This is a genomic window from Pseudomonas asiatica, from assembly GCF_009932335.1.
Taxonomy (GTDB): Bacteria; Pseudomonadota; Gammaproteobacteria; order Pseudomonadales; family Pseudomonadaceae; genus Aquipseudomonas; species Aquipseudomonas asiatica.
The window spans coordinates 3,397,833-3,421,886 of record NZ_BLJF01000001.1; the positions used below are offsets into that span (position 1 = coordinate 3,397,833).

General features: G+C 62.8%; 19 protein-coding genes. 6 read left to right on the top strand and 13 right to left on the bottom strand.

Annotated elements, in window-relative coordinates:
• Positions 1-3: 3 nt before the first annotated feature.
• From astD to acs, 10 genes are all read right to left on the bottom strand, one after another.
• A complete protein-coding gene (astD, locus tag GYA95_RS15815) occupies positions 4-1,467 on the bottom strand; it encodes a succinylglutamate-semialdehyde dehydrogenase (RefSeq protein ID WP_015271267.1) in 1,464 nt (487 codons plus the stop codon).
• Positions 1,468-2,496 (bottom strand): arginine N-succinyltransferase, encoded by a 1,029-nt coding sequence (gene astA, locus GYA95_RS15820; RefSeq protein WP_013973651.1) that lies wholly within the window; start codon positions 2,494-2,496, stop codon positions 1,468-1,470.
• A 78-nt stretch (positions 2,497-2,574) separates the two neighbouring features.
• Positions 2,575-3,594, bottom strand: coding sequence for an arginine/ornithine succinyltransferase subunit alpha (gene aruF / locus GYA95_RS15825; RefSeq protein ID WP_013973652.1), 1,020 nt, complete (start codon positions 3,592-3,594; stop codon positions 2,575-2,577).
• Between the two features lie 147 nt (positions 3,595-3,741).
• Positions 3,742-4,962 carry an aspartate aminotransferase family protein gene (locus GYA95_RS15830; RefSeq protein ID WP_015271268.1) on the bottom strand — a complete coding sequence of 407 codons (1,221 nt, stop codon included), beginning with the start codon at positions 4,960-4,962 and terminating at the stop codon, positions 3,742-3,744.
• 560 nt (positions 4,963-5,522) lie between these two features.
• Entirely contained in the window at positions 5,523-6,503 is a 981-nt protein-coding gene (gene argR, locus GYA95_RS15835; RefSeq protein ID WP_015271269.1) for a transcriptional regulator ArgR, read from the bottom strand.
• A gap of 98 nt (positions 6,504-6,601) precedes the next feature.
• Positions 6,602-7,366, bottom strand: coding sequence for an ABC transporter ATP-binding protein (locus GYA95_RS15840; RefSeq protein ID WP_013973655.1), 765 nt, complete (start codon positions 7,364-7,366; stop codon positions 6,602-6,604).
• Positions 7,367-7,388: 22 nt separating this feature from the next.
• Positions 7,389-8,087 carry an ABC transporter permease gene (locus GYA95_RS15845; protein ID WP_003260115.1) on the bottom strand — a complete coding sequence of 233 codons (699 nt, stop codon included), beginning with the start codon at positions 8,085-8,087 and terminating at the stop codon, positions 7,389-7,391.
• Entirely contained in the window at positions 8,084-8,773 is a 690-nt protein-coding gene (locus GYA95_RS15850) for an ABC transporter permease (protein ID WP_003260113.1), read from the bottom strand. Before GYA95_RS15850 ends, GYA95_RS15845 begins: the two co-directional genes overlap by 4 nt.
• Positions 8,774-8,861: 88 nt before the next feature.
• Positions 8,862-9,647, bottom strand: coding sequence for an ABC transporter substrate-binding protein (locus GYA95_RS15855; protein WP_015271270.1), 786 nt, complete (start codon positions 9,645-9,647; stop codon positions 8,862-8,864).
• A gap of 526 nt (positions 9,648-10,173) precedes the next feature.
• Positions 10,174-12,135 (bottom strand): acetate--CoA ligase, encoded by a 1,962-nt coding sequence (gene acs, locus GYA95_RS15860; RefSeq protein ID WP_015271271.1) that lies wholly within the window; start codon positions 12,133-12,135, stop codon positions 10,174-10,176.
• A gap of 398 nt (positions 12,136-12,533) precedes the next feature.
• Between acs and GYA95_RS15865 the strand changes: the two genes are divergently transcribed.
• Positions 12,534-12,788 (top strand): DUF2790 domain-containing protein, encoded by a 255-nt coding sequence (locus tag GYA95_RS15865; RefSeq protein WP_003260110.1) that lies wholly within the window; start codon positions 12,534-12,536, stop codon positions 12,786-12,788.
• A gap of 152 nt (positions 12,789-12,940) precedes the next feature.
• Here the strand turns inward: GYA95_RS15865 and GYA95_RS15870 are convergent, their stop codons facing one another.
• Complete coding sequence (locus GYA95_RS15870; protein ID WP_015271272.1) at positions 12,941-14,500, bottom strand: sigma-54-dependent phenylalanine hydroxylase transcriptional regulator PhhR; 1,560 nt, start codon at positions 14,498-14,500, stop codon at positions 12,941-12,943.
• Positions 14,501-14,756: 256 nt separating this feature from the next.
• Between GYA95_RS15870 and phhA the strand changes: the two genes are divergently transcribed.
• The 4 genes from phhA to GYA95_RS15885 all read left to right on the top strand — a co-directional run bounded on the left by phhA (position 14,757) and on the right by GYA95_RS15885 (position 17,548).
• The gene (gene phhA / locus GYA95_RS15875) at positions 14,757-15,545 is read left to right on the top strand and encodes a phenylalanine 4-monooxygenase (RefSeq protein ID WP_015271273.1); all 789 of its coding nucleotides are present in this window, start codon (positions 14,757-14,759) and stop codon (positions 15,543-15,545) included.
• Positions 15,546-15,584: 39 nt separating this feature from the next.
• Positions 15,585-15,941: a 4a-hydroxytetrahydrobiopterin dehydratase gene (locus tag GYA95_RS15880; RefSeq protein ID WP_003254532.1), complete on the top strand. Its 357-nt coding sequence runs from the start codon at positions 15,585-15,587 to the stop codon at positions 15,939-15,941.
• Between the two features lie 190 nt (positions 15,942-16,131).
• Complete coding sequence (locus GYA95_RS28170; protein ID WP_015271274.1) at positions 16,132-16,260, top strand: hypothetical protein; 129 nt, start codon at positions 16,132-16,134, stop codon at positions 16,258-16,260.
• Between the two features lie 91 nt (positions 16,261-16,351).
• The gene (locus tag GYA95_RS15885; RefSeq protein ID WP_015271275.1) at positions 16,352-17,548 is read left to right on the top strand and encodes an MFS transporter; all 1,197 of its coding nucleotides are present in this window, start codon (positions 16,352-16,354) and stop codon (positions 17,546-17,548) included.
• 138 nt (positions 17,549-17,686) lie between these two features.
• Here the strand turns inward: GYA95_RS15885 and ydiJ are convergent, their stop codons facing one another.
• Complete coding sequence (ydiJ, locus tag GYA95_RS15890) at positions 17,687-20,707, bottom strand: D-2-hydroxyglutarate dehydrogenase YdiJ (RefSeq protein WP_015271276.1); 3,021 nt, start codon at positions 20,705-20,707, stop codon at positions 17,687-17,689.
• 152 nt (positions 20,708-20,859) lie between these two features.
• On the opposite strand from ydiJ, the gene GYA95_RS15895 reads away from it, so the two are divergent.
• The gene (locus tag GYA95_RS15895; RefSeq protein WP_015271277.1) at positions 20,860-21,744 is read left to right on the top strand and encodes a LysR substrate-binding domain-containing protein; all 885 of its coding nucleotides are present in this window, start codon (positions 20,860-20,862) and stop codon (positions 21,742-21,744) included.
• Between the two features lie 176 nt (positions 21,745-21,920).
• Here the strand turns inward: GYA95_RS15895 and GYA95_RS15900 are convergent, their stop codons facing one another.
• Complete coding sequence (locus GYA95_RS15900) at positions 21,921-23,339, bottom strand: amino acid permease (RefSeq protein ID WP_161551429.1); 1,419 nt, start codon at positions 23,337-23,339, stop codon at positions 21,921-21,923.
• Positions 23,340-24,054: the final 715 nt, after the last annotated feature.

Genomic DNA, 24,054 nt, shown 5'->3' on the forward strand with positions numbered 1-24,054 from the left:
TTGTTATAGGGTGACGCCCGGCGTCAAGGTTGCCGGCAAGGCAAGGCTGGCGGTCTCCAGCGAAGCCACGGGGTAAGCGCAGTAGTCCGCTGCGTAGTAGGCGCTGGCGCGGTGGTTGCCACTGGCACCCACGCCGCCGAACGGCGCACTGCTGGCGGCACCGGTCAGTTGCTTGTTCCAGTTGACGATGCCGGCGCGGCTGCGCAGCCAGAAGTACTGGTAACGGGCGTGGGAGTCGGACAGCAAGCCGGCGGCCAGGCCGTACTGGGTGTTGTTGGCCTCATCGATGGCGGCATCGAAGTCGGCATAGCGGATCACCTGTAGCAGCGGGCCGAAGAACTCTTCGTCCGGGCGCTCGGCCACAGCGGTGACATCGACAATGCCCGGGGTCAGCAGTGCGGCATCGGCCTGTGGCTGGGTCATTTCCAGCAGCTTCACGGCGCCCTTGGCGACCAATTCGGCCTGGGCCGCAATCAGCGCCCGCGCCGCCTGCAGCGAGATCACCGAACCCATGAACGGCGCCGGCTGCTGGTCGAACGCCCCGACCGTGATGGATCTGCTCACCTCGACCAGGCGCGCGATCAGCGCATCACCCCAGGCGCCTTGGGGCACCAGCAGACGACGGGCGCAGGTGCAGCGCTGGCCGGCGGAAATGAACGCCGACTGGATAATGGTGTACACCGCCGCATCGAGGTCCTTGACCTCGTCCACCACCAGCGGGTTGTTACCGCCCATTTCCAGGGCCAGGATCTTCTCCGGGCGGCCGGCGAACTGCTGGTGCAGCAGGTTGCCGGTGCGGCTGGAGCCGGTGAAGAACAAGCCATCGATACCTGGGTTGGCGGCCAGCGCCACACCCGTTTCGCGCGCACCCTGCACCAGGTTGAGCACACCCGCCGGCAGCCCGGCGGCAATCCAGCAATTGACGGTCAGTTCGGCCACCTTGGGCGTCAGCTCACTGGGCTTGAACACCACGCAGTTGCCAGCCAGCAGCGCTGGCACGATATGGCCGTTGGGCAGGTGACCAGGGAAGTTGTACGGGCCGAACACCGCCACCACGCCATGGGGCTTGTGCCGCAGCACGGCCGTGGCATCGGCCAGCGGGCCGCTCTTCTCGCCGGTGCGCTCGCGGTAGCTCTGCACCGAGATCCCGACCTTGTTGATCATGCTGGTGACTTCGGTCGCCGACTCCCACAGGGGCTTGCCGGTTTCCTCGCCGATGCACTGGGCCATGGCTTCGGCATGCGCTTTCAGTTGCGCGGCGAACTTCTCCAGCACATCGATACGCGCCTCCAGGCTCAATTGCGCCCAGGCCGGGAAGGCCTGACGCGCAGCCTGCACGGCGGCACCCACCTGGCTGGCGTCAGCGCCCTGCCCCTGCCAGACGACGGCTTGCGTCACCGGGTTGAGCGACTGCAGGGTTTCGCCCTGGCCAACCTGCCAATTGCCTGCGATGTAATGCGTGGTCATTTACTGGGCCTCCCGGCTTGCCGACAGCGGCACGGCGCGCACGTTGTCGCCGGCGCCCATGCGCAGGCGTTTGGCGGTCAAGGGGTCGACCACCAGGGTACCGGCAGCCAGCCGCGCAGGTGCGGCCGTGATGCGGCAGTCGTCGCGCTTGCGGTTGTGGATGATGTAAGGCGTCGCGTCATCGCCCGGCGTGCCCACCGCCAGCACCAGGGTCTGGCTCTCGCGCACGGCGCGGATCCTGGAGGTGTCGCACTCGATGGCGGGGCCGGCGTCGAAGATGTCGACGTAGCCCTGGTAGTTGAAGCCTTCCTGCTTGAGCATGGCCAGCGCCGGCTCGGTGTCCTTGTGCACGCGGCCGATCACGTTGCGCGCCGCCTCGGACAGGAAGCAGGTGTACAGCGGGAACTTCGGCATGAGTTCGGCAATGAACGACTTGTTGCCCACGCCGGTGAGGTAGTCGGCCTGGCTGAACTCCATCTTGAAGAAGTGCCGGCCCAGGCTTTCCCAGAACGGCGAGCGGCCCTGCTCGTCGGACATGCCGCGCATTTCGGCGATGATCTTCTTGCCGAACAGCTCGGGGAACTCGGCGATGAACAGCATGCGCGCCCGCGACAGCAGGCGGCCGTTGAGGCCGGAGCGGTAGTCGCTGCGCAGGAACAGCGAGCACAGCTCGGAGTTGCCGGTCAGGTCGTTGGCCAGGAACAAGGTGGGGATTTCGCGGTAAATCTTCAGCTCCTGCGAGGCGCTGACGGTCAGCCCGACCCGATAGTTGTACCAGGGCTCGCGCAGGCCGACGGCACCGGCGATGGCACTGATGCCCACCACCATGCCTTCGTCGTTTTCCAGCACGAACAGGTAGTCGGTGTCGCCACGCTCGGCTTCGCCGCGGAAGCTCTTCTCCGCCCAGCCAACGCGATGCCCCAGGCGCTCTTCGTTGGCCGGCAGCGTGGTCAGCCCGGTGGTACCGGTGCTGCGTGCCAATTCGATCAACGCAGGCAAATCGCTGCTGCGTACAGGACGAACGATCATGCTATCTCCTTTTGCGGCGGCGGCGGCCGGCGCGAAACTCTTCTAACGCATCAATCCCGAAACGTCTGTTGCCAGACCTCAGACCGCAACCAGGCGCACGCTGGCACCCTCGCCCACCCCCAGCGCCTCGGCGGCTGCCGGGCTCAGGCTGACCGGCTTGCCGGGCACCCAGTCCAGGTCCAGCAGCACCGCGCGGTAGTCCTGCAACTGGCCGTTGCACACCAGGTACGGGCGCCCGCCCTTGACCGGGGCTTCCTCGAGCCTCACCGGCACAACCCGGCTCTGGGCGATCGAGCGGATACCCGAGGTACGCGCATGCAGGGTCGGGCCACCGTCGAAGATGTCGATGTAGTGCTCGGTCTCGAAGCCTTCGCGCATGAGGATGTCGAAGGTAATCTGCGCCCGCGGGTGCACCTGGCCCATGGCTTCCTGAGCCAGGTCAGGCAGCAGCGGCACGTAGATCGGGTAGTGCGGCATCAGTTCGGCGAGGAAGGTGCGGCTCTTCAGGCCGCACAGGCGCTCGGCGTCGGCGTAGTTGAGGTCGAAGAAGTTGCGACCGATGGCATCCCAGAACGGCGATTCGCCCTGCTCGTCGCTGTAGCCGACGATCTCGGTCACCACCGAGTCGGCGAAACGCTCCGGGTGAGCGGCCATGAACAGCAGGCGGCCACGCGAATTGAGCTCGGCCCAGCCACTGTTCACCAGTTCCGGCAGCACATAGAAGCTGGTCAGCAGGCTGTTGCCGGTCAGGTCATGGCACAGCGACAGCACATGGATCTTGTTGTGGATCTTCAGCTCGCGCGAGGCGTGCACGAAGGTCTCGTTACGAAAGCTGTAGAACGGCTCGGAGTAGCCCGCTGAAGCGACGATGGCCGAGCAACCGGCCAGCTTGCCGGTTTCGCTGTCCTCGAGCACGAAGAAGTAGCTTTCTTCACCGTTGAAGCTGACCTCGGCGGCGAAGGAAGTCTCGGATGCGGCGATCTTGTCGCCCAGGCGAGCGGTGTCGTCCGGCAGCGAGGTGACACCAATGGGGCTGTCTGCAGCCATGCGCTGCACTTCGTTCAGATCAGCCATTTGCGCGGGGCGCATCACCAGCATGGTGTCACTCCTTTGGAATACGGGCCGCTCACGGCGGCACGGAAAAACGGCAGATGCACTGGCACCTGCACTGGGATCGGGTATCACCGGCCCGGTACAGACTCGGGCTGAGCCTGCACCGTGGCCGGCAAAGGGACCGCGGGCGGATCAGCCCTTGGTCAGGGTGGCCACGGCGCGCTCGAAGCGGTCCAGGCCTTCGTCGATGTCGGCGTCTTCAACTACCAGGCTTGGCGCGAAGCGGACCACATCCGGGCCGGCCTGCAGCACCATCACGCCTTCTTTCTCGGCGGCGTTGAGCACGTCCTTGGCCTTGCCTTTCCAGGCCTCGGTCAGCACGCAGCCCAGCAGCAGGCCAACGCCACGCACCTGGCTGAACAGGTTGTACTTCTGGCCGATCTGCTCCAGGCGGCCCTTGAAGCGCTCATGCTTGGCCTTGATACCGGCCAGGGTTTCCGGGGTGTTGACCACGTCCAGCACCGCGCAGGCGACGGCGCAGCCCAGCGGGTTGCCGCCGTAGGTGGTGCCGTGGGTGCCGACAGCCAAGTGCTTGGCCAGCTCGGTGGTGGTCAGCATGGCACCGATCGGGAAACCGCCGCCCAGGCTCTTGGCGCTGGTCAGGATGTCCGGGGTAACGCCGTAGTGCTGGTAGGCATACAGCGAACCGGTACGGCCAACGCCGGTCTGAACTTCGTCGAAGATCAGCAGGGCGTTGTGTTCGTCACACAGTTTGCGCGCGCCTTCCAGGTAGGCCTTGTCGGCCGGCACCACGCCGCTCTCGCCCTGGATCGGCTCGATCACCACGGCGCAGGTCTTGTCGGAAATCTGTGCCTTCAGCGCTTCCAGGTCGTTGTACGGCACATGGCTGATGCCGGTGATCTTCGGGCCGAAACCATCGGAGTACTTCGGCTGGCCACCGACGCTTACGGTGAACAGGGTACGGCCGTGGAAGCTGTTCACGGTGGCGATGATTTCGTGCTTTTCCGGGCCGAAGCGGTCATGGGCAACACGACGGGCCAGCTTGAAGGCGGCCTCGTTGGACTCAGCGCCGGAATTGCAGAAGAACGCACGGTCGGCAAAGGTGGCGTCCACCAGCTTGTGGGCCAGGCGCAGGGCCGGCTCGTTGGTGAACACGTTGGATACGTGCCAGAGGGTATTGGCCTGCTCGGTCAGGGCCTTGACCAGTGCCGGGTGGCAGTGGCCCAGGGCGTTGACCGCGATGCCACCGGCAAAATCGATCAATTCGCGACCCGACTGGTCCCAGACACGGGAGCCCTCGCCTCGCACAGGAATGAAGGCCGCCGGAGAATAGTTGGGGACCATGACCTGGTCGAAATCGGCACGTTGCACCGGGGCTTGCTCAACGGACATCTGAGTCTCCTGAAGAGGAACGCTGGCCTGGAAGTGGCGAGCGATGGGGGGATTGTAAGGACTGATCCGCGCCTGTCCTTGCGGCCAAGCGACAACTTGTTACAGCGCAAAACCCAGTTTTGACAAGGCTTTCGGCAATGCGACAAACACTGTCGCAATCGCGCAGTGTACGGGAGAGAGGGGGGCTGGGTGAACGGGTGTACACGAAGGTTTGTGAGGGGCCAGGGAGGTTCGGCGAAACGGGGGCGGCGCCTGTGAGACCGAGCGCCGCCCGCGCGGCGCTTCGCGGGACAAGCCCGCTCCCACATTTGTTGCAACGTGGCCATGCCTGTGGGAAAGGCGTTGCCAGCTTTGGCGGAGAGTTTGAGACTGGCGAGACGGCGGTAGCGCCAGCCGGGAAATCGCGTCAAGGCAACAAGGCTGACAACAATGGCCTGACAGGTTCGGCACGTTGCAACAAATGTGGGAGCGGGCTTGTCCCGCGAAGCGCCGCGTGGGCGGCGCTCGATTTCCGCCGCACCATCAAACCCAAGGCATACGCCCCAAACCCCCTCGAAATATCAGCCTTTTTCGGCAGGCGCCGAGCTCAGTTCGAACGGGCTGCTGCTACGCCGCTGGTTGCGATCCTCCCGCGGCGTTGCGCCAAAGAAGTTGCGGTAGGCGCTGGAAAAATGCGGCCCCGAGGAGAAGCCGCAGGACAGCCCGATCTGGATGATCGACTTGCTGGTCTGCATCAGCATCTGCCGCGCCTTGTTCAGCCGCAGCTCCAGGTAATACTGGCTCGGCACACGGTTCAGGTACTGCTTGAAGATGCGCTCCAGCTGCCGGCGCGACACGCACACGTGCTGGGCAATTTCGTCGGTGGTCAGCGGCTCTTCGATGTTGGCTTCCATCAGCAGCACCGCCTGGGTCAGCTTGGGGTGGCTGGAGCCCAGGCGGTTCTGCAGCGGAATACGCTGGCGCTCGCCACCCTCGCGAATGCGCTCGACCACCAGTTCCTCCGACACCGCCCCGGCCAGCTCCGCCCCGTGATCACGGGCCAACACTGCCAGCAGCAGGTCGGTCACGACCATGCCGCCACAAGCGGTCAGGCGATCGCGGTCCCAGTCGAACAGGTGACTGGTGGCGATAACCTTGGGGAAGCGCTCGGCAAAATCATCCTGCCAGCGCCAGTGCACCGCAGCCCGGTAACCGTCGAGCAGGCCCAGCATCGCCAGAGGGTAGACCCCGGCCGACAGGCCGCCAATCATGCAGCCACTGCGCGCCAACTGCTTGAGCGCCGTAGACAACGCAGCCCCCACCGCCGGCGGCTGCTCGTCAGCCAACAGGAACAGCTTGTGACACCCCTCCAGGCGACCGTTCCACGGCTCGCCCGGCAAACGCCAGCTACCCTCTTGCGCCGGCTCCGCCTGCAGAAAGACCAGATCGTAGACCACCTCCGGGTGCACCCGCTGCGCCACCTGCAACACTTCCTCGGCCAGCGCCAGGGTCAAGGGCCGGGTGCTGGGCCAAATGAGAAAACCGATTCGCTGGGTGGTCATAGGGTGCGGTCCGAAACCTGAGGTCGTTCGAGTCTGTGCGCCGGGTCAGGCTGCGCTCGCCGCGCAGCATGCCCTATTCTGGTGCAAAAATGCAGCTTTTACTTCAGGCTGCCGGAGAGGAACTGCTTCAGGCGCTCCGACTGCGGGTTGGCCAGCACTTCGCGCGGGCAGCCGGTTTCTTCCACCAGGCCCTTGTGCAGGAACACCAGCTGGTTGGAAACCTCACGGGCAAAGCCCATTTCGTGGGTCACCACCACCATGGTGCGGCCTTCCTGGGCCAGCGACTGCATCACCTTGAGCACATCGCCCACCAGTTCCGGGTCCAGCGCCGAGGTCGGCTCGTCGAACAGCATGACCTCCGGCTCCATGGCCAGCGCCCGGGCAATTGCCACACGCTGCTGCTCGCCGCCGGACATGTGCCCCGGGAAGGCGTCCTTGCGGTGGGCGACTCCGACCTTGGCCAGGTAGTGCTCGGCCTTTTCCAGGGCTTCCTTGCGGTTCACGCCCAGCACATGCACCGGCGCTTCGATGATGTTTTCCAGCGCGGTCATGTGCGACCACAGGTTGAAGTGCTGGAAAACCATCGACAGGCGCGAGCGCATGCGCTGCAGCTGACGCGGGTCGGCTGCCTTGAGCGCACCATCCTTGCCCGGTACCAGCTTCAACTCTTCGTTGTTGAGCAGGATCTTGCCGGCGTGCGGTTGCTCCAGCAGGTTGATGCAGCGCAGGAAGGTCGACTTGCCCGAACCGCTGGAGCCGATGATGCTGATGACATCGCCTGCCTTGGCCGACAGGGACACGCCCTTGAGCACTTCATGGCTGCCGTAGCGCTTGTGCAGGTCTTGGACTTCGAGTTTGTACATGCTGTCGATTCTCACAAAGCGGTCAGTGCTTGCGCGGCGCCAGGTAGCCGAGCCAGCGGCGTTCGGCCATCTTGAACAGGCGCACCAGGATGAAGGTCAGGCACAGGTAGAACACGCCCGCCGTGATATAGGCCTCGAAAGGCAGGTAGTACTGGGCATTGACCGTGCGCGCAGCGCCAGTGATGTCGATCAGGGTAACGATCGACGCCAGGCTGGTGGTCTGCAGCATCATGATCACTTCGTTGCTGTACTGCGGCAGCGCCCGGCGCAGGGCCGACGGCAGCAGGATGCGCCGGTACATCTTCATGCGCGACATGCCCATGGCCTTGGCCGCCTCGATTTCGCCATGCGGCGTGGCCTTGAGGCTGCCGGCGATGATTTCGGCGGTGTAGGCACTGGTGTTGATGCCGAACGCCAGGCAGGCGCAGAAGGTAGCGCTGGACAACAGCGGCCACAGGAAGCTTTCGCGCACCGCCTCGAACTGCGCCAGGCCGTAGTAGATCAGGAACAGCTGCACCAGCATCGGCGTGCCGCGGATCACGTAGGTGTAAAGCCACGCCACGAGATTGACCGCTGGCTGCTTGGACACCCGCATCAGGCCCAGCGGAATGGCCGCCAGCAGCCCGAAGAACAGCGAAATCGCCAGCAGCTTGAGGGTGGTCAGCAGGCCGCCGAAATACATCGGCAGTGCCTCCCAGACGACGTTGTAGTCGAAGATCATAGTTCAGCCACCTTGACGCCAACCGAGTAGCGGCGCTCGAGATACTTCAGGGCCAGCAGCGAGATGCTGGTCAGCACCAGGTACAGGGCCGCCACCGCCAGGAAGAAGGTGAAAGGCTCGCGGGTGGCATCGGCCGCCTGCTTGGCCTTGAACATCATGTCCTGCAGGCCCACTACCGAAATCAGCGCGGTGGCCTTGGTCAGCACCAGCCAGTTGTTGGTGAAGCCCGGGATCGCCAGGCGAATCATTTGCGGCACCTGGATGCGGAAGAACACCTGGCGGTTGCTCATGCCATACGCCACGCCGGCTTCGGCCTGGCCTTTCGGAATACCAAGGAACGCACCGCGGAAGGTTTCCGACAGGTAGGCACCAAAGATGAAGCCCAGGGTACCGATACCCGCGATCAGCGGATTCAGGTCGATGTAGTCTTCATAACCGAGCAGCGGCGCAACCCGGTTGATGATGTCCTGCCCGCCGTAGAAGATCAGCAGGATCAGTACCAGGTCCGGAATACCACGAATCACCGTGGAATACAGATCGCCCAGCCAGGCCAGCCAGCGCACCGGCGACAAGCGCAGTGCCACACCGATCAGGCCGAGCACGATGGCCAGGGCCATCGACGACAGGGCGAGCTGAAGCGTCAGCCACGCCCCGTCGAGGATGACTGCCCCGTAGCCTTTCAACATGATGAGGTCCTCGACCTAGAGAATGAAAAATGGTGCAAACCTCAGAGCCTCTGCTGTTTGCACCATTGCACAGGTGAAACTCGACGTCTTATTTCGAGTCTGGACCGTAGATATCGAAGTTGAAGTACTTCTTCTCGATTTCTTTGTACTTGCCGTTGGCACGAATGGCGTCGATGGCCGCGTTGATGCGGTCGACGTTGGCCTTGTCACCTTTGCGCACGGCAATGCCGATGCCGTCGCCGAAGTACTTGGCGTCGGTGAAGGACGGCCCTACGAAGGCGAAGCCCTTGCCGGCGCCGGTCTTGAGGAAGCCATCTTCCAGCAGGGTGGCGTCGGCCACGGTGCCATCGAGGCGGCCAGCCGCCACGTCCAGGTAGATTTCGTTCTGGGTGCCGTAAGGAACCACGGTGGCACCTTTGGCGCCCAGTACTTCCTTGGCGAAGCGGTCGTGGATCGAACCGCGCTGCACACCAATCTTCTTGCCCTTGAGCTCATCCAGGCTGTCGCTGACGGCGGTACCTTCCTTCATCACCAGGCGCGCCGGGGTCAGGTAGTAGCGCTTGGTGAAGTCGACCGATTTCTTGCGGTCTTCGGTGATCGACATGGACGACAGGATGGCGTCGATCTTGCGCACTTTCAGCGCCGGGATCAGGCCGTCGAACTCCTGCTCGACCCAGGTGCACTTGGTCTTCATCTCTTCGCACAGAGCGTTGCCGATGTCGTAGTCAAAACCGGCAATGCTGCCGTCTGGCTGCTTGAAGGCGAAGGGTGGGTAGGCGGCTTCGATGCCGATTTTCAGCGGTTTTTCATCGGCCTGCGACACCAGGGAAAACACGGACAGCGCCAGGGCGCCAAGCAGTGCGAGCTTCTTCATCAGGTAACTCCATCGGTACAGGGCAATACAAGGCAGGTAACGGCTGCCCGATATGCGAATGGGTACAACGCGAGCCGCGCAGGGTTCGACCAAGGCCGCAGACCACGAGCGAGTGAGTGGCATTTTAACGACAGCCCGGTAGTCGATATTTCTTCAAAGCGACAACTACTTACAGAAGCGCTTGAAACGGCAACGGGCGATGTTGACAGCCATTGCAAAATATGCAAGAGCGCAAGAAATAGAACCTATAGTACTAGCAATTCCCGGGCCTATTATTGGCAAAGCCTTGTATTACGGCAAGTGCAGCGTGCCGTGTCGCAAAAAAGGCTGCGAAAACGCACCGAAACAGGCCGGATTTGTTTCCTGGCGCCCCGATATTGTGCGACGCCGGTGACAGAACAGTTACCGATGAATGTCGGGTAACAGTAAAGCAAAAACCCCGCCGGTTGCCCGGGCGGGGTTCTTGTTGGCGGCACAGCTCCTGTAGGCGCTCCCACAGCCCCCTACAAAATGTGCGACGCGGCTATCAGGCCGAAGCCAAGCTCATGGCCTTGTGGGTATCGATCAGGTGTTGCACCACACCCGGGTCGGCCAGGGTCGAGATATCGCCCAGGGCATCGTACTCACCCGTGGCAATCTTGCGCAGGATGCGGCGCATGATCTTGCCCGACCGGGTCTTCGGCAGCCCCGGCGCCCACTGGATCACATCCGGCGAGGCGATCGGGCCGATTTCCTTGCGCACCCAGTTCTTCAGCTCCAGGCGCAACTGCTCGCTGGCCTCGATACCGGCATTGAGGGTGACATACACATAGATGCCCTGCCCCTTGATGTCGTGTGGCACACCTACCACCGCGGCCTCGGCCACTTTCGCATGCGCCACCATGGCACTTTCGATCTCGGCAGTACCCATGCGGTGACCGGAGACGTTCAGCACGTCATCCACGCGACCGGTGATCCAGTAGTAGCCATCCTCGTCGCGGCGCGCACCGTCGCCGGTGAAGTACATGCCACGGAAGGTCTTGAAGTAGGTATCGACGAAACGGTCGTGGTCTCCGTACAGCGAACGCGACTGGCCCGGCCAGGAATCGAGGATCACCAGGTTGCCTTCGGCAGCGCCCTCGATCAGGTTGCCCAGGTTGTCCACCAGCGCCGGCACCACGCCGAAGAATGGGCGGGTTGCCGAGCCCGGCTTGAGGCCGGTGGCGCCCGGCAGCGGGCTGATCAGGATGCCGCCGGTCTCGGTCTGCCACCAGGTGTCGACGATCGGGCAACGCTCCTTGCCCACGGTCTTGTAGTACCAGTTCCAGGCTTCGGGGTTGATCGGCTCACCCACCGAGCCCAGCAGGCGCAGGCTGGAGCCATCGGCACCTTCGACTGCAGCCTGCCCTTCGGCCATCATCGCGCGGATGGCGGTTGGTGCGGTGTACAGGATGTTGACCTTGTGCTTGTCGACGATCTTCGACACGCGCGTGATGTCGGGGTAGTTCGGCACGCCTTCGAACAGCAAGGTAGTAGCGCCGTTGGCCAGCGGGCCGTAGACGATGTAGCTGTGGCCGGTGACCCAACCCACGTCGGCGGTGCACCAGTACACCTCGCCCGGGCGATAGTCGAACACGCGCTCATGGGTGAGCGCGGCGTACACCAGGTAGCCACCGGTGGTGTGCAGCACGCCCTTCGGCTTGCCGGTGGAGCCGGAGGTATAAAGGATGAACAGCGCTTCCTCGGCACCCATCTCTTTCGGCGCGCAATGGCTGGAGGCGACTTTCATCAGGTCTTCGTACCAGATGTCGCGGTGCTGGTGCCAGGCAATGTCGCCACCGGTGCGCTTGCACACGATGATCTTCTGCACGCTGTTGGTTTCAGGGTTGGTCAGCGCCAGGTCGACGTTGGCCTTGAGCGGGGTACGCCGGCCACCGCGTACGCCTTCGTCGGCGGTAATCACGACCTTGGACTTGCAGTCGATGATACGACCGGCCAGCGCCTCGGGCGAGAAGCCGCCGAACACCACCGAGTGAATCGCACCGATACGGGCACAGGCCAGCATGGCGACCACGGCTTCGGGGATCATCGGCATGTAGATGGTGACCACGTCACCCCGGTGCACATCCTGGCCACGCAGGGCGTTGGCGAACTTGCAGACCTGCTCGTGCAGTTCGCGGTAGGTGATGTTGCGGTGTTCGGAAGGGTCGTCGCCTTCCCAGATGATGGCCAACTGGTCACCGCGCTCTTCGAGGTGGCGGTCCAGGCAGTTGGAGGAAACGTTCAGAGTGCCGTCGGCGAACCATTTGATATCGACGTGATGGTCGTCGAAGGAGGTCTGCTTGACCTTGGTGAACGGCTTGATCCAGTCGATGCGCTGGGCCTGCTCGCGCCAGAAGCCGTCCGGGTTGATCACCGATTGCTGGTACATGGCCTTGTAGGTGGCCTCGTCGGTCAGGGTGGTGGCCGCAACCTCGGGACGAACGGGATACAGTGGAGCCGCACTCATCTGTGTTACCTCGGTGTAATAGTTGTTTTTGTATGGAACCGTTTGTAACTGTACCAGAGCGACAAAAGCCATTCGACGTTGGTAGTAATTTGGTACGCCCGTTCAGACAAAGCGCTCTGGCACGCACCTTACAGCCCAGGCGAGAAATTACGGGCGCGGTTTACCAGAGGATTGTTACAGATTCTGTCAAAACACTTTATCAAAAGACCCACTGTTTCGGCCTTGGCCCCAGCCATAAAATTCACCTCGCCAGCAACGGCAAGGCGATTAACAACTGGTAACAGCCCCCACGAAGGCAAGCGTTAATCCCCCTCCAAACCTGATAGTTAAAACTAGCAATACTCGCGGCGCCATAAGCGCCGCGTGCCCCCTCACGACCTTAGACAGGTAAATTGAAAATGAAAGCTTTACTGGTATTGGTACTTGGCAGTCTTTGCGGCGCGGCGATGGCCGGCGAAGCCAAAGATGCCGAGCAGATTCCGGTTGAACAGTACAGTTACTCGCAGCACCTGGACATTGCCCGCGTCATTTCCATGAGCGAAGTGCCCAATGTGTGCGAAGTCGTGCCAGCCCGCATGACCTACGAGGACTCCAAGGGCCAGAAGCACATTCTCGAATACCGCGTGATGGGGAACGGCTGCTCGAACGGCTGATACCTTGTGAATTGGGGCCCTGCGGGCCCCTTTCGCGACACAAGGCCGCTCCTACAGGTACTGCGCAGACTTCAAACATTGCGCAGTACCTGTAGGAGCGGCCTTGTGTCGCGAAAGGACTGCGCAGCAGTCCCGCCTTTTATAAAGGCGGATTATTCTGCAGACTTGCCAAGTGAATAATCCCTCAACTTGTTGGCAATAGTCGTATGCGAAACACCCAGTCTTTTACCTAAAGCCCGACTACTCGGGAATTCCCCCATCAAACTTTCCAGTACCGCTTTTTCAAAACGTCCGACAATCTGCGAAAGATCCCCATCCAGCGAAAATTCACCCAGCGGTTGGCGCACGCCGTAATCCGGCAAACGTATATGTTCACTTTTGACCACGCCGCCTTCGCATAACGAAACCGCCTGGAACAACACGTTTTCCAACTGCCTTACATTACCCGGCCAATGGTACTGGCCGAGTTTGTCCATCGCCGCTGGCGCCAGGCGCGGCATGGCGCAGCCGATCTGCCGGCTGGCCTGGTCGAGAAAGTGCTGCACCAGCCCTTCCAGGCCATCCATGCATTCGCGCAATGGTGGAATGTGCAGCGACAACACATTGAGCCGGTGATACAGGTCCTGACGAAACTCGCCCCGGGCACACAATTCGGACAAATCCACCTGGGTCGCGCAGATCACTCGCACATCCAGGTACACCTCTTCATCGCTGCCTACGCGGCGGAAGCAGCCATCTTGCAGAAAACGCAGCAGCTTCACCTGCAAGCGTGGGCTCATCTCCCCTACCCCGTCGAGAAACAGCGTGCCACCGGCGGTCAGCTCCAGCAGCCCCAGCTTGCCCTCGGCCCGCGCCCCTTCGAATGCCCCAGGGCCGTAGCCGAACAGCTCGGTCTCGGCCATCGACTCGGGCAACCCGGCGCAGTTGAGCGCCATCAACGGCGACTGGCCGCGCGGGCTTGCCAGGTGGCAGGCACGCGCCAGCAACTCCTTGCCGGTGCCGGTCTCGCCCTCGATCAGCAAAGGCGCGTCCAGCGGCGCCATGCGCCGCGCCTCGCGCACCACCGCAGCCATTACCCGCGAGCTCTGGAAGATACTGTCGAAACCGCGCAGCTCCTGCTTGCGCACGTTATAGATGCGCTCACCGATACGGTCGGCGCGGTGCAGGGTCAGCACCGCGCCGGCCAGCGCCTCGCTGTCGTCGTGCTCGGACTGCAGCGGCGCGATATCGGCCAGGAACACATCGCCCTTGACCTTGATGCGCAGGCCGTTGATGCGCGACTTGTTGGCGCGCACTAGCTCTGGCAGGTCGAAGTCCTCCACATAGCGCGCCAGCGGCATGCCCGGCACCTCGTCCACCCGCACCCCCAGCAGCTGCGCAGCGGCACGGTTGGCGGCGACGATGCTGCCGCCCATGTCGATCGACAGTACCGGAAAGTCCAGCGCACCCAGCAACGCATTCAGCTCCATGTGTCGGCGCTCGCTGGGCATCAGCCCCACGCGCTTGACACCGAATACCCCGGCAATCGCCTCGAACTTCGGCCGCAGCGCCTGGAACTGCAGATTGATCAGGTTCGGGCAATGCAGGTAGATGGCGTTGCCATGGTCACCGCCCACCTCGCCGCGCAGCACGTTGATGCCGTACTCCACCAGCAGGTTGAGGATGTCGCGCAGGATGCCAATACGGTTCTGGCAATGCACTTTGATACGCATGAGGGCTCTCGAAGCGCCAATGTTTTTCAACATCGCGCGGAAAAGTCGTAAAGATAAGCTGACAAAAACAGCCGAAGCTTCAGCCAGATGCCTCGGATTTTCCGACACCTACGCCTTTTTGTAAAATTATCGTTACGAAAACATCGCCGAATGCCGGTCCCGCTCACTGGCCCACCCCGTGCAAAGTGGCCAGCGAAGGGATATTCATTAGGCATGTCCTGCACATAACAAGAAAAGCCCTCACCAGGAGAGCCACATGAAACAGACGCAATACGTGGCACGCGAGCCCGATGCGCATGGTTTTATCAATTACCCGCAGCAAGAGCATGCGGTATGGAACACCCTGATCACCCGTCAGCTGAAAGTGATCGAAGGCCGCGCGTGCCAGGAATACCTGGACGGCATCGACCAGCTCAAGCTGCCCCATGACCGTATTCCGCAACTGGGCGAGATCAACAAGGTGCTGGGCGCCACCACCGGTTGGCAGGTTGCTCGGGTCCCGGCGCTGATCCCCTTCCAGACCTTCTTCGAACTGCTGGCCAGCAAGCGCTTCCCGGTAGCCACCTTCATCCGTACCCCGGAAGAGCTGGACTACCTGCAAGAGCCCGATATCTTCCACGAGATCTTCGGCCACTGCCCGCTGCTGACCAACCCTTGGTTCGCCGAATTCACCCATACCTACGGCAAGCTCGGCCTGGCCGCGACCAAGGAACAACGCGTGTACCTGGCGCGCCTGTACTGGATGACCATCGAGTTCGGCCTGATGGAAACCGCGCAGGGCCGCAAGATCTATGGCGGCGGCATCCTCTCGTCGCCAAAGGAGACCGTCTACAGTCTGTCTGGCGAGCCCGAGCACCAGGCCTTCGACCCGATCGAGGCCATGCGCACACCGTACCGCATCGACATCCTGCAGCCGTTGTATTTCGTGCTACCGAACATGAAGCGTCTGTTCGACCTGGCCCACGAAGACATCATGGGCATGGTTCACAAAGCCATGCAGCTGGGCCTGCACGCACCGAAGTTTCCACCCAAGGTCGCTGCCTGAGCGACCTTGCCGATAACAACTCGAACCGGAAAACACCACATGAATGCCTTGAACCAAGCCCATTGCGAAGCCTGCCGCGCCGACGCACCAAAGGTCACCGACGAAGAGCTGGCCGAGCTGATTCGCGAAATCCCGGACTGGAACATCGAAGTACGTGACGGCCACATGGAGCTGGAACGCGTGTTCCTGTTCAAGAACTTCAAGCACGCCCTGGCGTTCACCAATGCCGTGGGCGAGATCGCCGAGGCCGAAGGCCACCACCCGGGCCTGCTGACCGAGTGGGGCAAGGTCACCGTGACCTGGTGGAGCCACTCGATCAAAGGCCTGCACCGCAATGACTTCATCATGTGCGCACGCACCGACAAGGTGGCGGAGACGGCTGAAGGCCGCAAGTAAGCACTGAAAGAATGGGGCCCGATGGCCCCATTTTTTATGGAAAACATGTCCGCTGTTCGCCCGCAATACCGACAAGCGACCGCCAAAAAATCCAAACTGTCATCCAGACTTGTGTATCCTGCCCCAGCTTTGCGAAGCTTCAAACGCGCCTGGCGCAGACTTTTCACTCACACTTGCGAGGAACGACGAGATGCATGAAATCCCGAATCTTCCCTTCCCAAGCCTGAACCCAGAAGAGCCAACCGTGACCGTTCACGCCGAACCGGCAGCTGCCGTCGAGCAGGATGGTGACGATCAATCAAGCGCTGACCAGGAATAACCGCGCATCCCCCGACTGTGTGAAAACGGCTGACCTGCGGGCTACCCCCGTCATCACGTTTTCACACCGTCCAGAACCCACGTAGGCCCTCATGCCCCACTCACCGCGCCCTCTTGCGGTCACCCTGCAAGTCGTCTCCATCGTCCTCTTCACCTTCATCGGCTACCTGAACATCGGCATCCCGCTGGCCGTATTGCCCGGCTATGTGCACAACGACCTGGGCTTCAGTGCCGTGGTCGCGGGCCTGGTGATCAGCGTGCAGTACCTGGCCACCCTGCTCAGCCGCCCCACCGCCAGCCGCATCATCGACAACCACGGCAGCAAGAAGGCGGTCATGTATGGCCTGGCCGGCTGCGGCCTCAGCGGGGTTTTCATGCTGGCCTGCGCCTTCCTCACCCACCTCCCCTGGCTGAGCCTGGCCTGCCTGCTGGTCGGCCGCCTGGTACTCGGCAGTGCGGAAAGCCTGGTGGGCTCCGGTTCCATTGGCTGGGGCATTGGCCGCGTAGGTGCTGAAAACACGGCCAAGGTCATTTCCTGGAACGGCATCGCCAGCTATGGCGCGCTGGCCATCGGCGCTCCGTTGGGCGTGCTGATGGTCAAGAGCCTGGGCCTGTGGAGCATGGGCGTGAGCATCATCCTGCTGTGTGCGCTCGGGTTGCTGCTGGCCTGGCCCAAACAGGCCGCACCGATCGTCAGTGGCGTGCGCCTGCCGTTCCTGCGGGTGCTGGGCAAGGTGTTCCCGCACGGCTCGGGACTTGCCCTGGGCTCGATCGGCTTTGGCACCATCGCCACCTTCATCACCTTGTATTACGCCAGCCGTGGCTGGGCCAATGCGGCACTGACGCTGAGCCTGTTCGGCGCCAGCTTCATCAGTGCGCGACTACTGTTCGGCAACCTGATCAACCGGCTTGGCGGGTTCCGGGTGGCGATCGCCTGCCTGTCGGTGGAAACACTCGGGCTGCTGATGCTGTGGCTGGCGCCCAGCGCCGAACTGGCGTTGGCGGGGTCCGCACTGAGCGGGTTCGGCTTCTCGCTGGTGTTCCCGGCACTGGGGGTGGAGGCGGTGAACCAGGTGTCGGCGGCCAACCGCGGGGCGGCGGTGGGGGCTTATTCGCTGTTCATCGATTTGTCGCTGGGGGTGACCGGGCCGCTGGTGGGCGCGGTGGCGGCGGGGTTCGGGTTTGCTTCGATGTTCCTGTTTGCGGCGGCAGCGGCGGCTTGCGGGCTGGTATTGAGCCTGTATCTGTATCGGCAGGCATCATCTTCAAGGCATGCACGGGACTTGTAGGAGCAGCCTTGTGCTGCGAAGAGGCCATTACTGCCGAAGAAAACCTATTGGCTCTACCAGCCTCTTCGCAGCGCAAGGCTGCTCCTACAGGGACGGCGTAAACCAGGGGGCTGCAAGGCAGCCCCGAGGCCCTGATGGTCAGCGCTTGGCGTACTGCAGCACCACTTCCAGCGGGTGGCGCATCTGCCGCTCGGTCATGCGCTTGACCTGGCTGCGGCACGAGTAGCCTGTCGCCAGCGGCTCGCCTTCCTTGTCCAGCTTGGTCGCCCACGACTGCTCGAAGATGGTCCGCGAGGTATCCTGATTGCGCGCCTCGTGCCCATAGGTACCAGACATACCGCAGCAACCAGTCGCCTCGGTCACCAGCTTCAGGCCCAGACGGGCGAACACCTGCTCCCACTGCTTGGTGCTGGCCGGCACGTTGGTCTTCTCGGTGCAGTGCGCCATCAGGCGGAAATTGCCCGGCGCAGTCGGTGCCTGCTCCGGCAGCACGTCCATCAACCACTCCTGCGGCAACAGCACCTGCGGGCAGCCATCCAGGCCCGGCACTTTCTGGTACTCCTGGCGATACACCAGGGTCATCGCCGGGTCCAGGCCCACCAGCGGCACGCCGCAGTCAGCCAGGGCCTTGAGCTGGGTCGCATTACGGACAGCCGCCTTGGCAAACGCACCGAGGAAGCCCTGAACGTGGAGTGGCTTGCCGTTTGCACTGTACGGCGCCAGGAACACCCGGTGGCCCAGGCGGTGCGCCAGGTCGATGAAGGCCGACAGCAGCGGTGTCTCGAAGTAACGGGTAAATGCATCCTGCACCAGCACGATGCTGCGCTCGCGCTGGGCCGGGGTCAGCTCACGCAGTGCCGGCACGCTGGCCACGCCGACGCGACAGCGGGTCAGGGTAGCCTGGAAGTTGAAGCGACTGATCAGCGGGCTGTCGACCATGCCGACCTTGTCGGCCAGCAGCTTGCTCACCCACTTCGAGCCCATCACCGCGTTGTACAGCCCTGGCGCGTGGGCCAGGTACGGGATGGTGAACTCCAGCGAACCGATCAGGTAGTCACGCAGCGGGCGCTGGTAGCGGCCGTGGTACAGCTCGAGGAAGCGCGAGCGAAAGTCCGGCACGTTGACCTTGATCGGGCACTGACCGGCGCACGACTTGCACGCCAGGCAGCCGGCCATGGCGTCGTACACCTCATGAGAGAAGTCTTCCTGGCCCTGGCTGCGCGCGCGGTTGTTGCGCAGGCGTGCCGGCAGGCCCTTGAGCCACGACACCTTGTTGCGTGCCGCCGCCAGCACGTCGATGTTGGCCTCGCCCTGCAGGCGCAGCCATTCGCGCATCAGCGAGGCACGGCCCTTGGGTGAGTGCTGGCGGTCGCGGGTGGCCTTCCACGACGGGCACATGGCGTCGTTGGGGTCGTAGTTGTAGCAGGCGCCGTTGCCGTTGCAGTGCACGGCGCTAGGGAAGTCCTGCCACACGCGTTCGTCGATGGTGCGGTCGAGATCGCCGCGCAGGGTTACGCCATCGACCGGGGTCAGGCCTTCGGCACTGCCCAACGGGGTGCAGATCTTGCCCGGGTTGAGCTGGTTGTGCGGGTCGAAGGCGCCTTTCAGGCGCTGCAGCGCCGGGTACAGCTCGCCGAAGTACTCCGGCACGTATTCAGAACGCAGGCCCTTGCCGTGCTCGCCCCACAGCAAGCCGCCATAGCTTTTGGTCAGCGCCGCCACGGCGTCGGAAATCGGCTTGACCAATGCGGCCTGGGCCGGGTCCTTCATGTCCAGCGCCGGGCGCACGTGCAGCACGCCGGCATCGACGTGGCCGAACATGCCATAGGCCAGGCCGTAGCCATCGAGCAGTGCACGGAAGTCGGCGATGTAGTCGGCCAGTTGCTCCGGCGGTACCGCGGTGTCTTCCACGAACGGTTGCGGGCGTACTTCGCCCTCGACGTTGCCCAGCAGGCCCACCGAACGTTTACGCATGGTGTAGACGCGGGTCACCGCCTCGGCACCCTCGGCCAGGGTATGGCCCAGGCGCTCGACGCTGGTGTCGCTCTGCAGGTGCTGGATGAACGCTTGCACCTTGGCATTGACCTCGGCCGGCTCGTCGCCGCAGAACTCCACCAGGTTGATGCCCAGGGTCGGGCGCTCGGGGTCTGCCGGAAAGTATTCGGCGACGCTGTGCCAGACGATATCCTTCATCGCCAGCATCAGCACCTTGGAGTCGACGGTCTCGATCGACAGCGGCTTGTGCGCCATCAGCGCGTTGGCATCACGCAGTGCATCCATGAAGCTGGTGTAGCGCACGTTGACCAGCACGGCGTACTTGGGGATCGGCAGCACATTGAGCTTGGCTTCGACCACATAGCCCAGCGAGCCCTCGGCACCGCACAGCACGCTGTTGAGGTTGAAGCGGCCCTGCTCGTCGCGCAGGTGGGCCAGGTCATAACCGGTCAGGCAACGGTTGAGCTTGGGGAAAGTGGCTTCGATGAGATCGGCCTGGGTTTCCTGGATCTCCCGCGCCATGCGGTACACCTCGCCGACCCGGCCGGGCGCGGCACAGGCCTGTTCCAGCGCAGCATCGTCGATCGGCAGGCTGTGCAGGCGCTCGCCACCGAGCAGCACGCTGTGCAGCTCCAGTACGTGGTCGCGGGTCTTGCCATAGGTGCAACTGCCCTGGCCACTGGCATCGGTGTTGATCATGCCGCCGACAGTGGCACGGTTGGAGGTGGACAGCTCGGGGGCGAAGAACAGCCCGTGCGGCTTGAGCGCAGCGTTGAGCTGGTCCTTGACAGTACCGGCCTGCACCCGCACCCAGCGTTCCTCGACGTTGATTTCGAGGATCTTGTTCATGTGCCGCGACAGGTCGACGACGATACCGTCGGTCAGCGACTGCCCGTTGGTGCCGGTACCACCACCGCGTGGGGTCAGCTTGACCTGCTGGAAGCGCCCCTCGGCCATCAGCGTGGCGACCCGCGCCACATCGTCGGCGTCCAGCGGGAACACCGCCGCCTGTGGCAAGCGCTGGTAGATCGAGTTGTCGGTGGCCAGCACCGTGCGGGTGCCGTAGTCGGCACTGATCTGGCCACGGAAGCCGCTGTTGCGCAGGGCTTCGAGGAATTCGGGGTAGTTGGCGCTCGGGGCAACGGTCGGCAGCTGGGCGATCATCGAAGGATGGCCTCTTGATATTGGCTAATTCACGGGATTCCTGTCGTTCCGGCATGGGTGATGACATGCGGAGGTGACGTGCAGGCCAATGTTCCTGTAGTTTCGCTTCAGGGGCAAACGGATAATCCTGCCGCTATTAATGACTTTCATGAATGAATTACCGCCATCTCACCCCGTCCATGTCGCTGCTACTGGCTTTTGAGGCTGCCGCCCGGCATGAAAGCTACACCCGAGCCGCCGCCGAGCTGTCGCTCACCCAGAGCGCGGTCAGCCGCCAGGTGCAGGCGCTGGAGCAGCAACTGGGCCTGACCCTGTTCCGCCGCGAGGGGCGCCAGGTGCAGCTGACCGATGTCGGCCGCCTGTACCAGCGCGAGCTCAGCGAAGCACTGGGGCGCATCCGCAGCGCCACCTTGCAGGCGTTGGCCTACCAGTCGGGGGTAGGCACCTTGCGCCTGGCCACCCTGCCCACCTTCGGTTCGAAATGGCTGCTGCCGCGGTTGCATGCCTTCTACAGCGCACACCCGGGCATGCTGGTGCACATACATTCACGCATCGAAGCCATCAACTTCGACACCAGCGAGATCGATGCCGCCATCGGCGTGGCCAGCCACGACCTGCCGGGGTTGATCTGCCATCGCCTGCATGCCGAGGAACTGGTGGTGATATTGCCGCCTGAGGCTGGTGCGGACAGCCAAGGCTGGAGCCCTGCACGCATCACTGAAGAGGTGCTGCTGAATGTGGCCAACAACCCGCATGCCTGGGGCGAGTGGTTCTCGCACCATGGCCTGGCGCACCGGGCGATGCGCCTGGGGCCGAGCTTCGAGCTGACCTCGCACCTGATCCAGGCGGTACGGGCCGGGATCGGCATCGGCCTGGTGCCGCGCATACTGGTGGAGGAAGAACTGGCCAAGGGTGAGCTCTACAGCCCAGGGGTGGCATTTGCCAGCCAGCGCAGTTATTACCTGATCTACCCGCCGCGCAATGAGGCGTTGCCGTCGCTGCGGGCGTTTCGCAGTTGGTTGCTGGAGCAGATCTGATTCTTGCCTGTGCCGGCCTCTTCGCGGGTAAACCCGCTCCCACAGGTATAGCGCTGCTTTCAGGTCAGGTGATGTCCCTGCGGGAGCGGGTTTACCCGCGAAGAGGCCGTTACAGGCAATAAAAAACCCGAAGCCAGTTCCTGACTTCGGGTCTTTTGTACGCTACCTGCAGCGCCTTACTTGGCCACGCTACCAGCAGCCCCAAGGGCCTGCGCCTTGCGACGCGGCTTGACCATGTAGACCACGAACATGGCGAACAGCCACACCGGGATCGCATACACGGAAACCTGGATACCCGGGATCATCGCCATGATGCCCAGAATCAGCACCACGAACGCCAGGCAGATGTAGTTGCCATAGGGGTACCACAGCGCCTTGAACAGCGGCTTCTGGCCAGTGCGGTCCAGGTGCTGGCGGAACTTCAGGTGCGAGTAACTGATCATCGCCCAGTTGATCACCAGGGTAGCCACCACCAGCGACATCAGCAGCTCCAGCGCGTTTTGCGGCATCAGGTAGTTGAGCAGCACCGCGATCAGCGTCACGCCTGCCGACGCCAGGATCGAGCGCACCGGCACACCGCGGCTGTCGACCTTGGCCAGCGACGCCGGAGCGTCACCTTGTTCGGCCATGCCCAGCAGCATGCGGGCGTTGCAGTAGGTGCCGCTGTTGTACACCGACAGCGCTGCAGTCAGGACCACGAAGTTCAGCAGGTGCGCGGCCACGTCACTGCCCAGCAGCGAGAACACCTGCACGAACGGGCTGCTGCCATAGCTGCCACCGGAGGCATCGATGCTGGCGACCAGGTTGTCCCATGGGGTCAGCGACAGCAGCACCACCAGGGCACCGACATAGAAGATCAGGATACGGTAGATGACCTGGTTGATCGCCTTGGGGATCACGGTCTTCGGCTTGTCGGCCTCGGCTGCGGTGAAGCCGAGCATTTCCAGGCCACCGAAGGAGAACATGATGAAGGCCAGGGCCATCACCAGCCCGCTGACACCGTTCGGGAAGAAGCCGCCGTGCGACCACAGGTTGGCCACGGTTGCTTCCGGGCCGCCGCTGCCGCTGGTCAGCAGGTAGGCACCCAGGCCGATCATGCTGACGATGGCCACCACCTTGATGATGGCAAACCAGAATTCGGCCTCACCGAAGAACTTCACGTTCATCAGGTTGATGGCGTTGATCAGCACGAAGAACGCTGCCGCTGTGACCCAGGTGGGGATCTCCGGCCACCAGTAGTGGACATACTTGCCGACCGCCGAAAGCTCCGACATGCCCACCAGGATGTACAGCACCCAGCAGTTCCAGCCCGACAGGAAGCCGGCGAAACCACCCCAGTAGGTGTGGGCGAAATGGCTGAACGAGCCGGCCACCGGCTCTTCGACGATCATTTCGCCGAGCTGGCGCATGATCATGAAGGCGATGAAGCCGCAGATGGCGTAGCCAAGGATCATCGACGGGCCAGCGGATTTCATCACGCCTGCCGAGCCGAGGAACAGGCCGGTACCAATCGCACCGCCGAGGGCGATCAACTGGATATGGCGGTTCTTCAGGCCCCGCTTGAGCTCGCCTGAATGCATGTTTTGTCCACTCATGAACGAAGTCACCTGCATTGTTTTTATCTGTGACGGAATCGGACCCACCGCGCTCGTGGCGCAGCGGAATGGGCAAGGTGGTTACCTTGGGTTTCCTGACCTCAGGGGCCGCCGGAGCGGGTCAACCAGGCGTGATCAAGAGTGCGCGGTACGCAAAGGAGTCACAGGTAAAACGCGGCGCACTGTATACCCCTGCAAACGCGCAGGCGTCAACGCGTTGCATCGTTTCCTCGGGAAAAAACGCAGCGATCCTGTGGTGTGGGCCTTGAAAGGCGAAGTGATCGGCGTACATGGCGCCTCCATTTGTTGTTTTGTCAGCCTGGCTCTGTGGACAGGCTTTTGCACACGGCAATGGCGGCTATAACACCGTGGGGCGGGGCTTTGGGCAAGGGTGGGCGGGGCTTGGCTGGCTGTTTTGATGGGGAGTCGGCGGCAAGGTTTGTTTACACGATTCGACCTAATCTGAAATCCGGGCTGAAACCGACTACATTCGTACAATTTTCTTTACAGGGTGGTTCGGGAACTTGCCAGTCGTCCGAAAATTCTTTTTGTTCAATATCTTGGGGCCGCTTTGCGGCCCATCGCGACACAAGGCCGCTCCTACATGGACCGCGTCAATTTCAAATATTGCGCGGCCCTGTAGGAGCGGCCTTGTGTCGCGATGGGCTGCGCAGCAGCCGCAAATTCTCACAGCCATAAAAAAACCAGCCCGAAG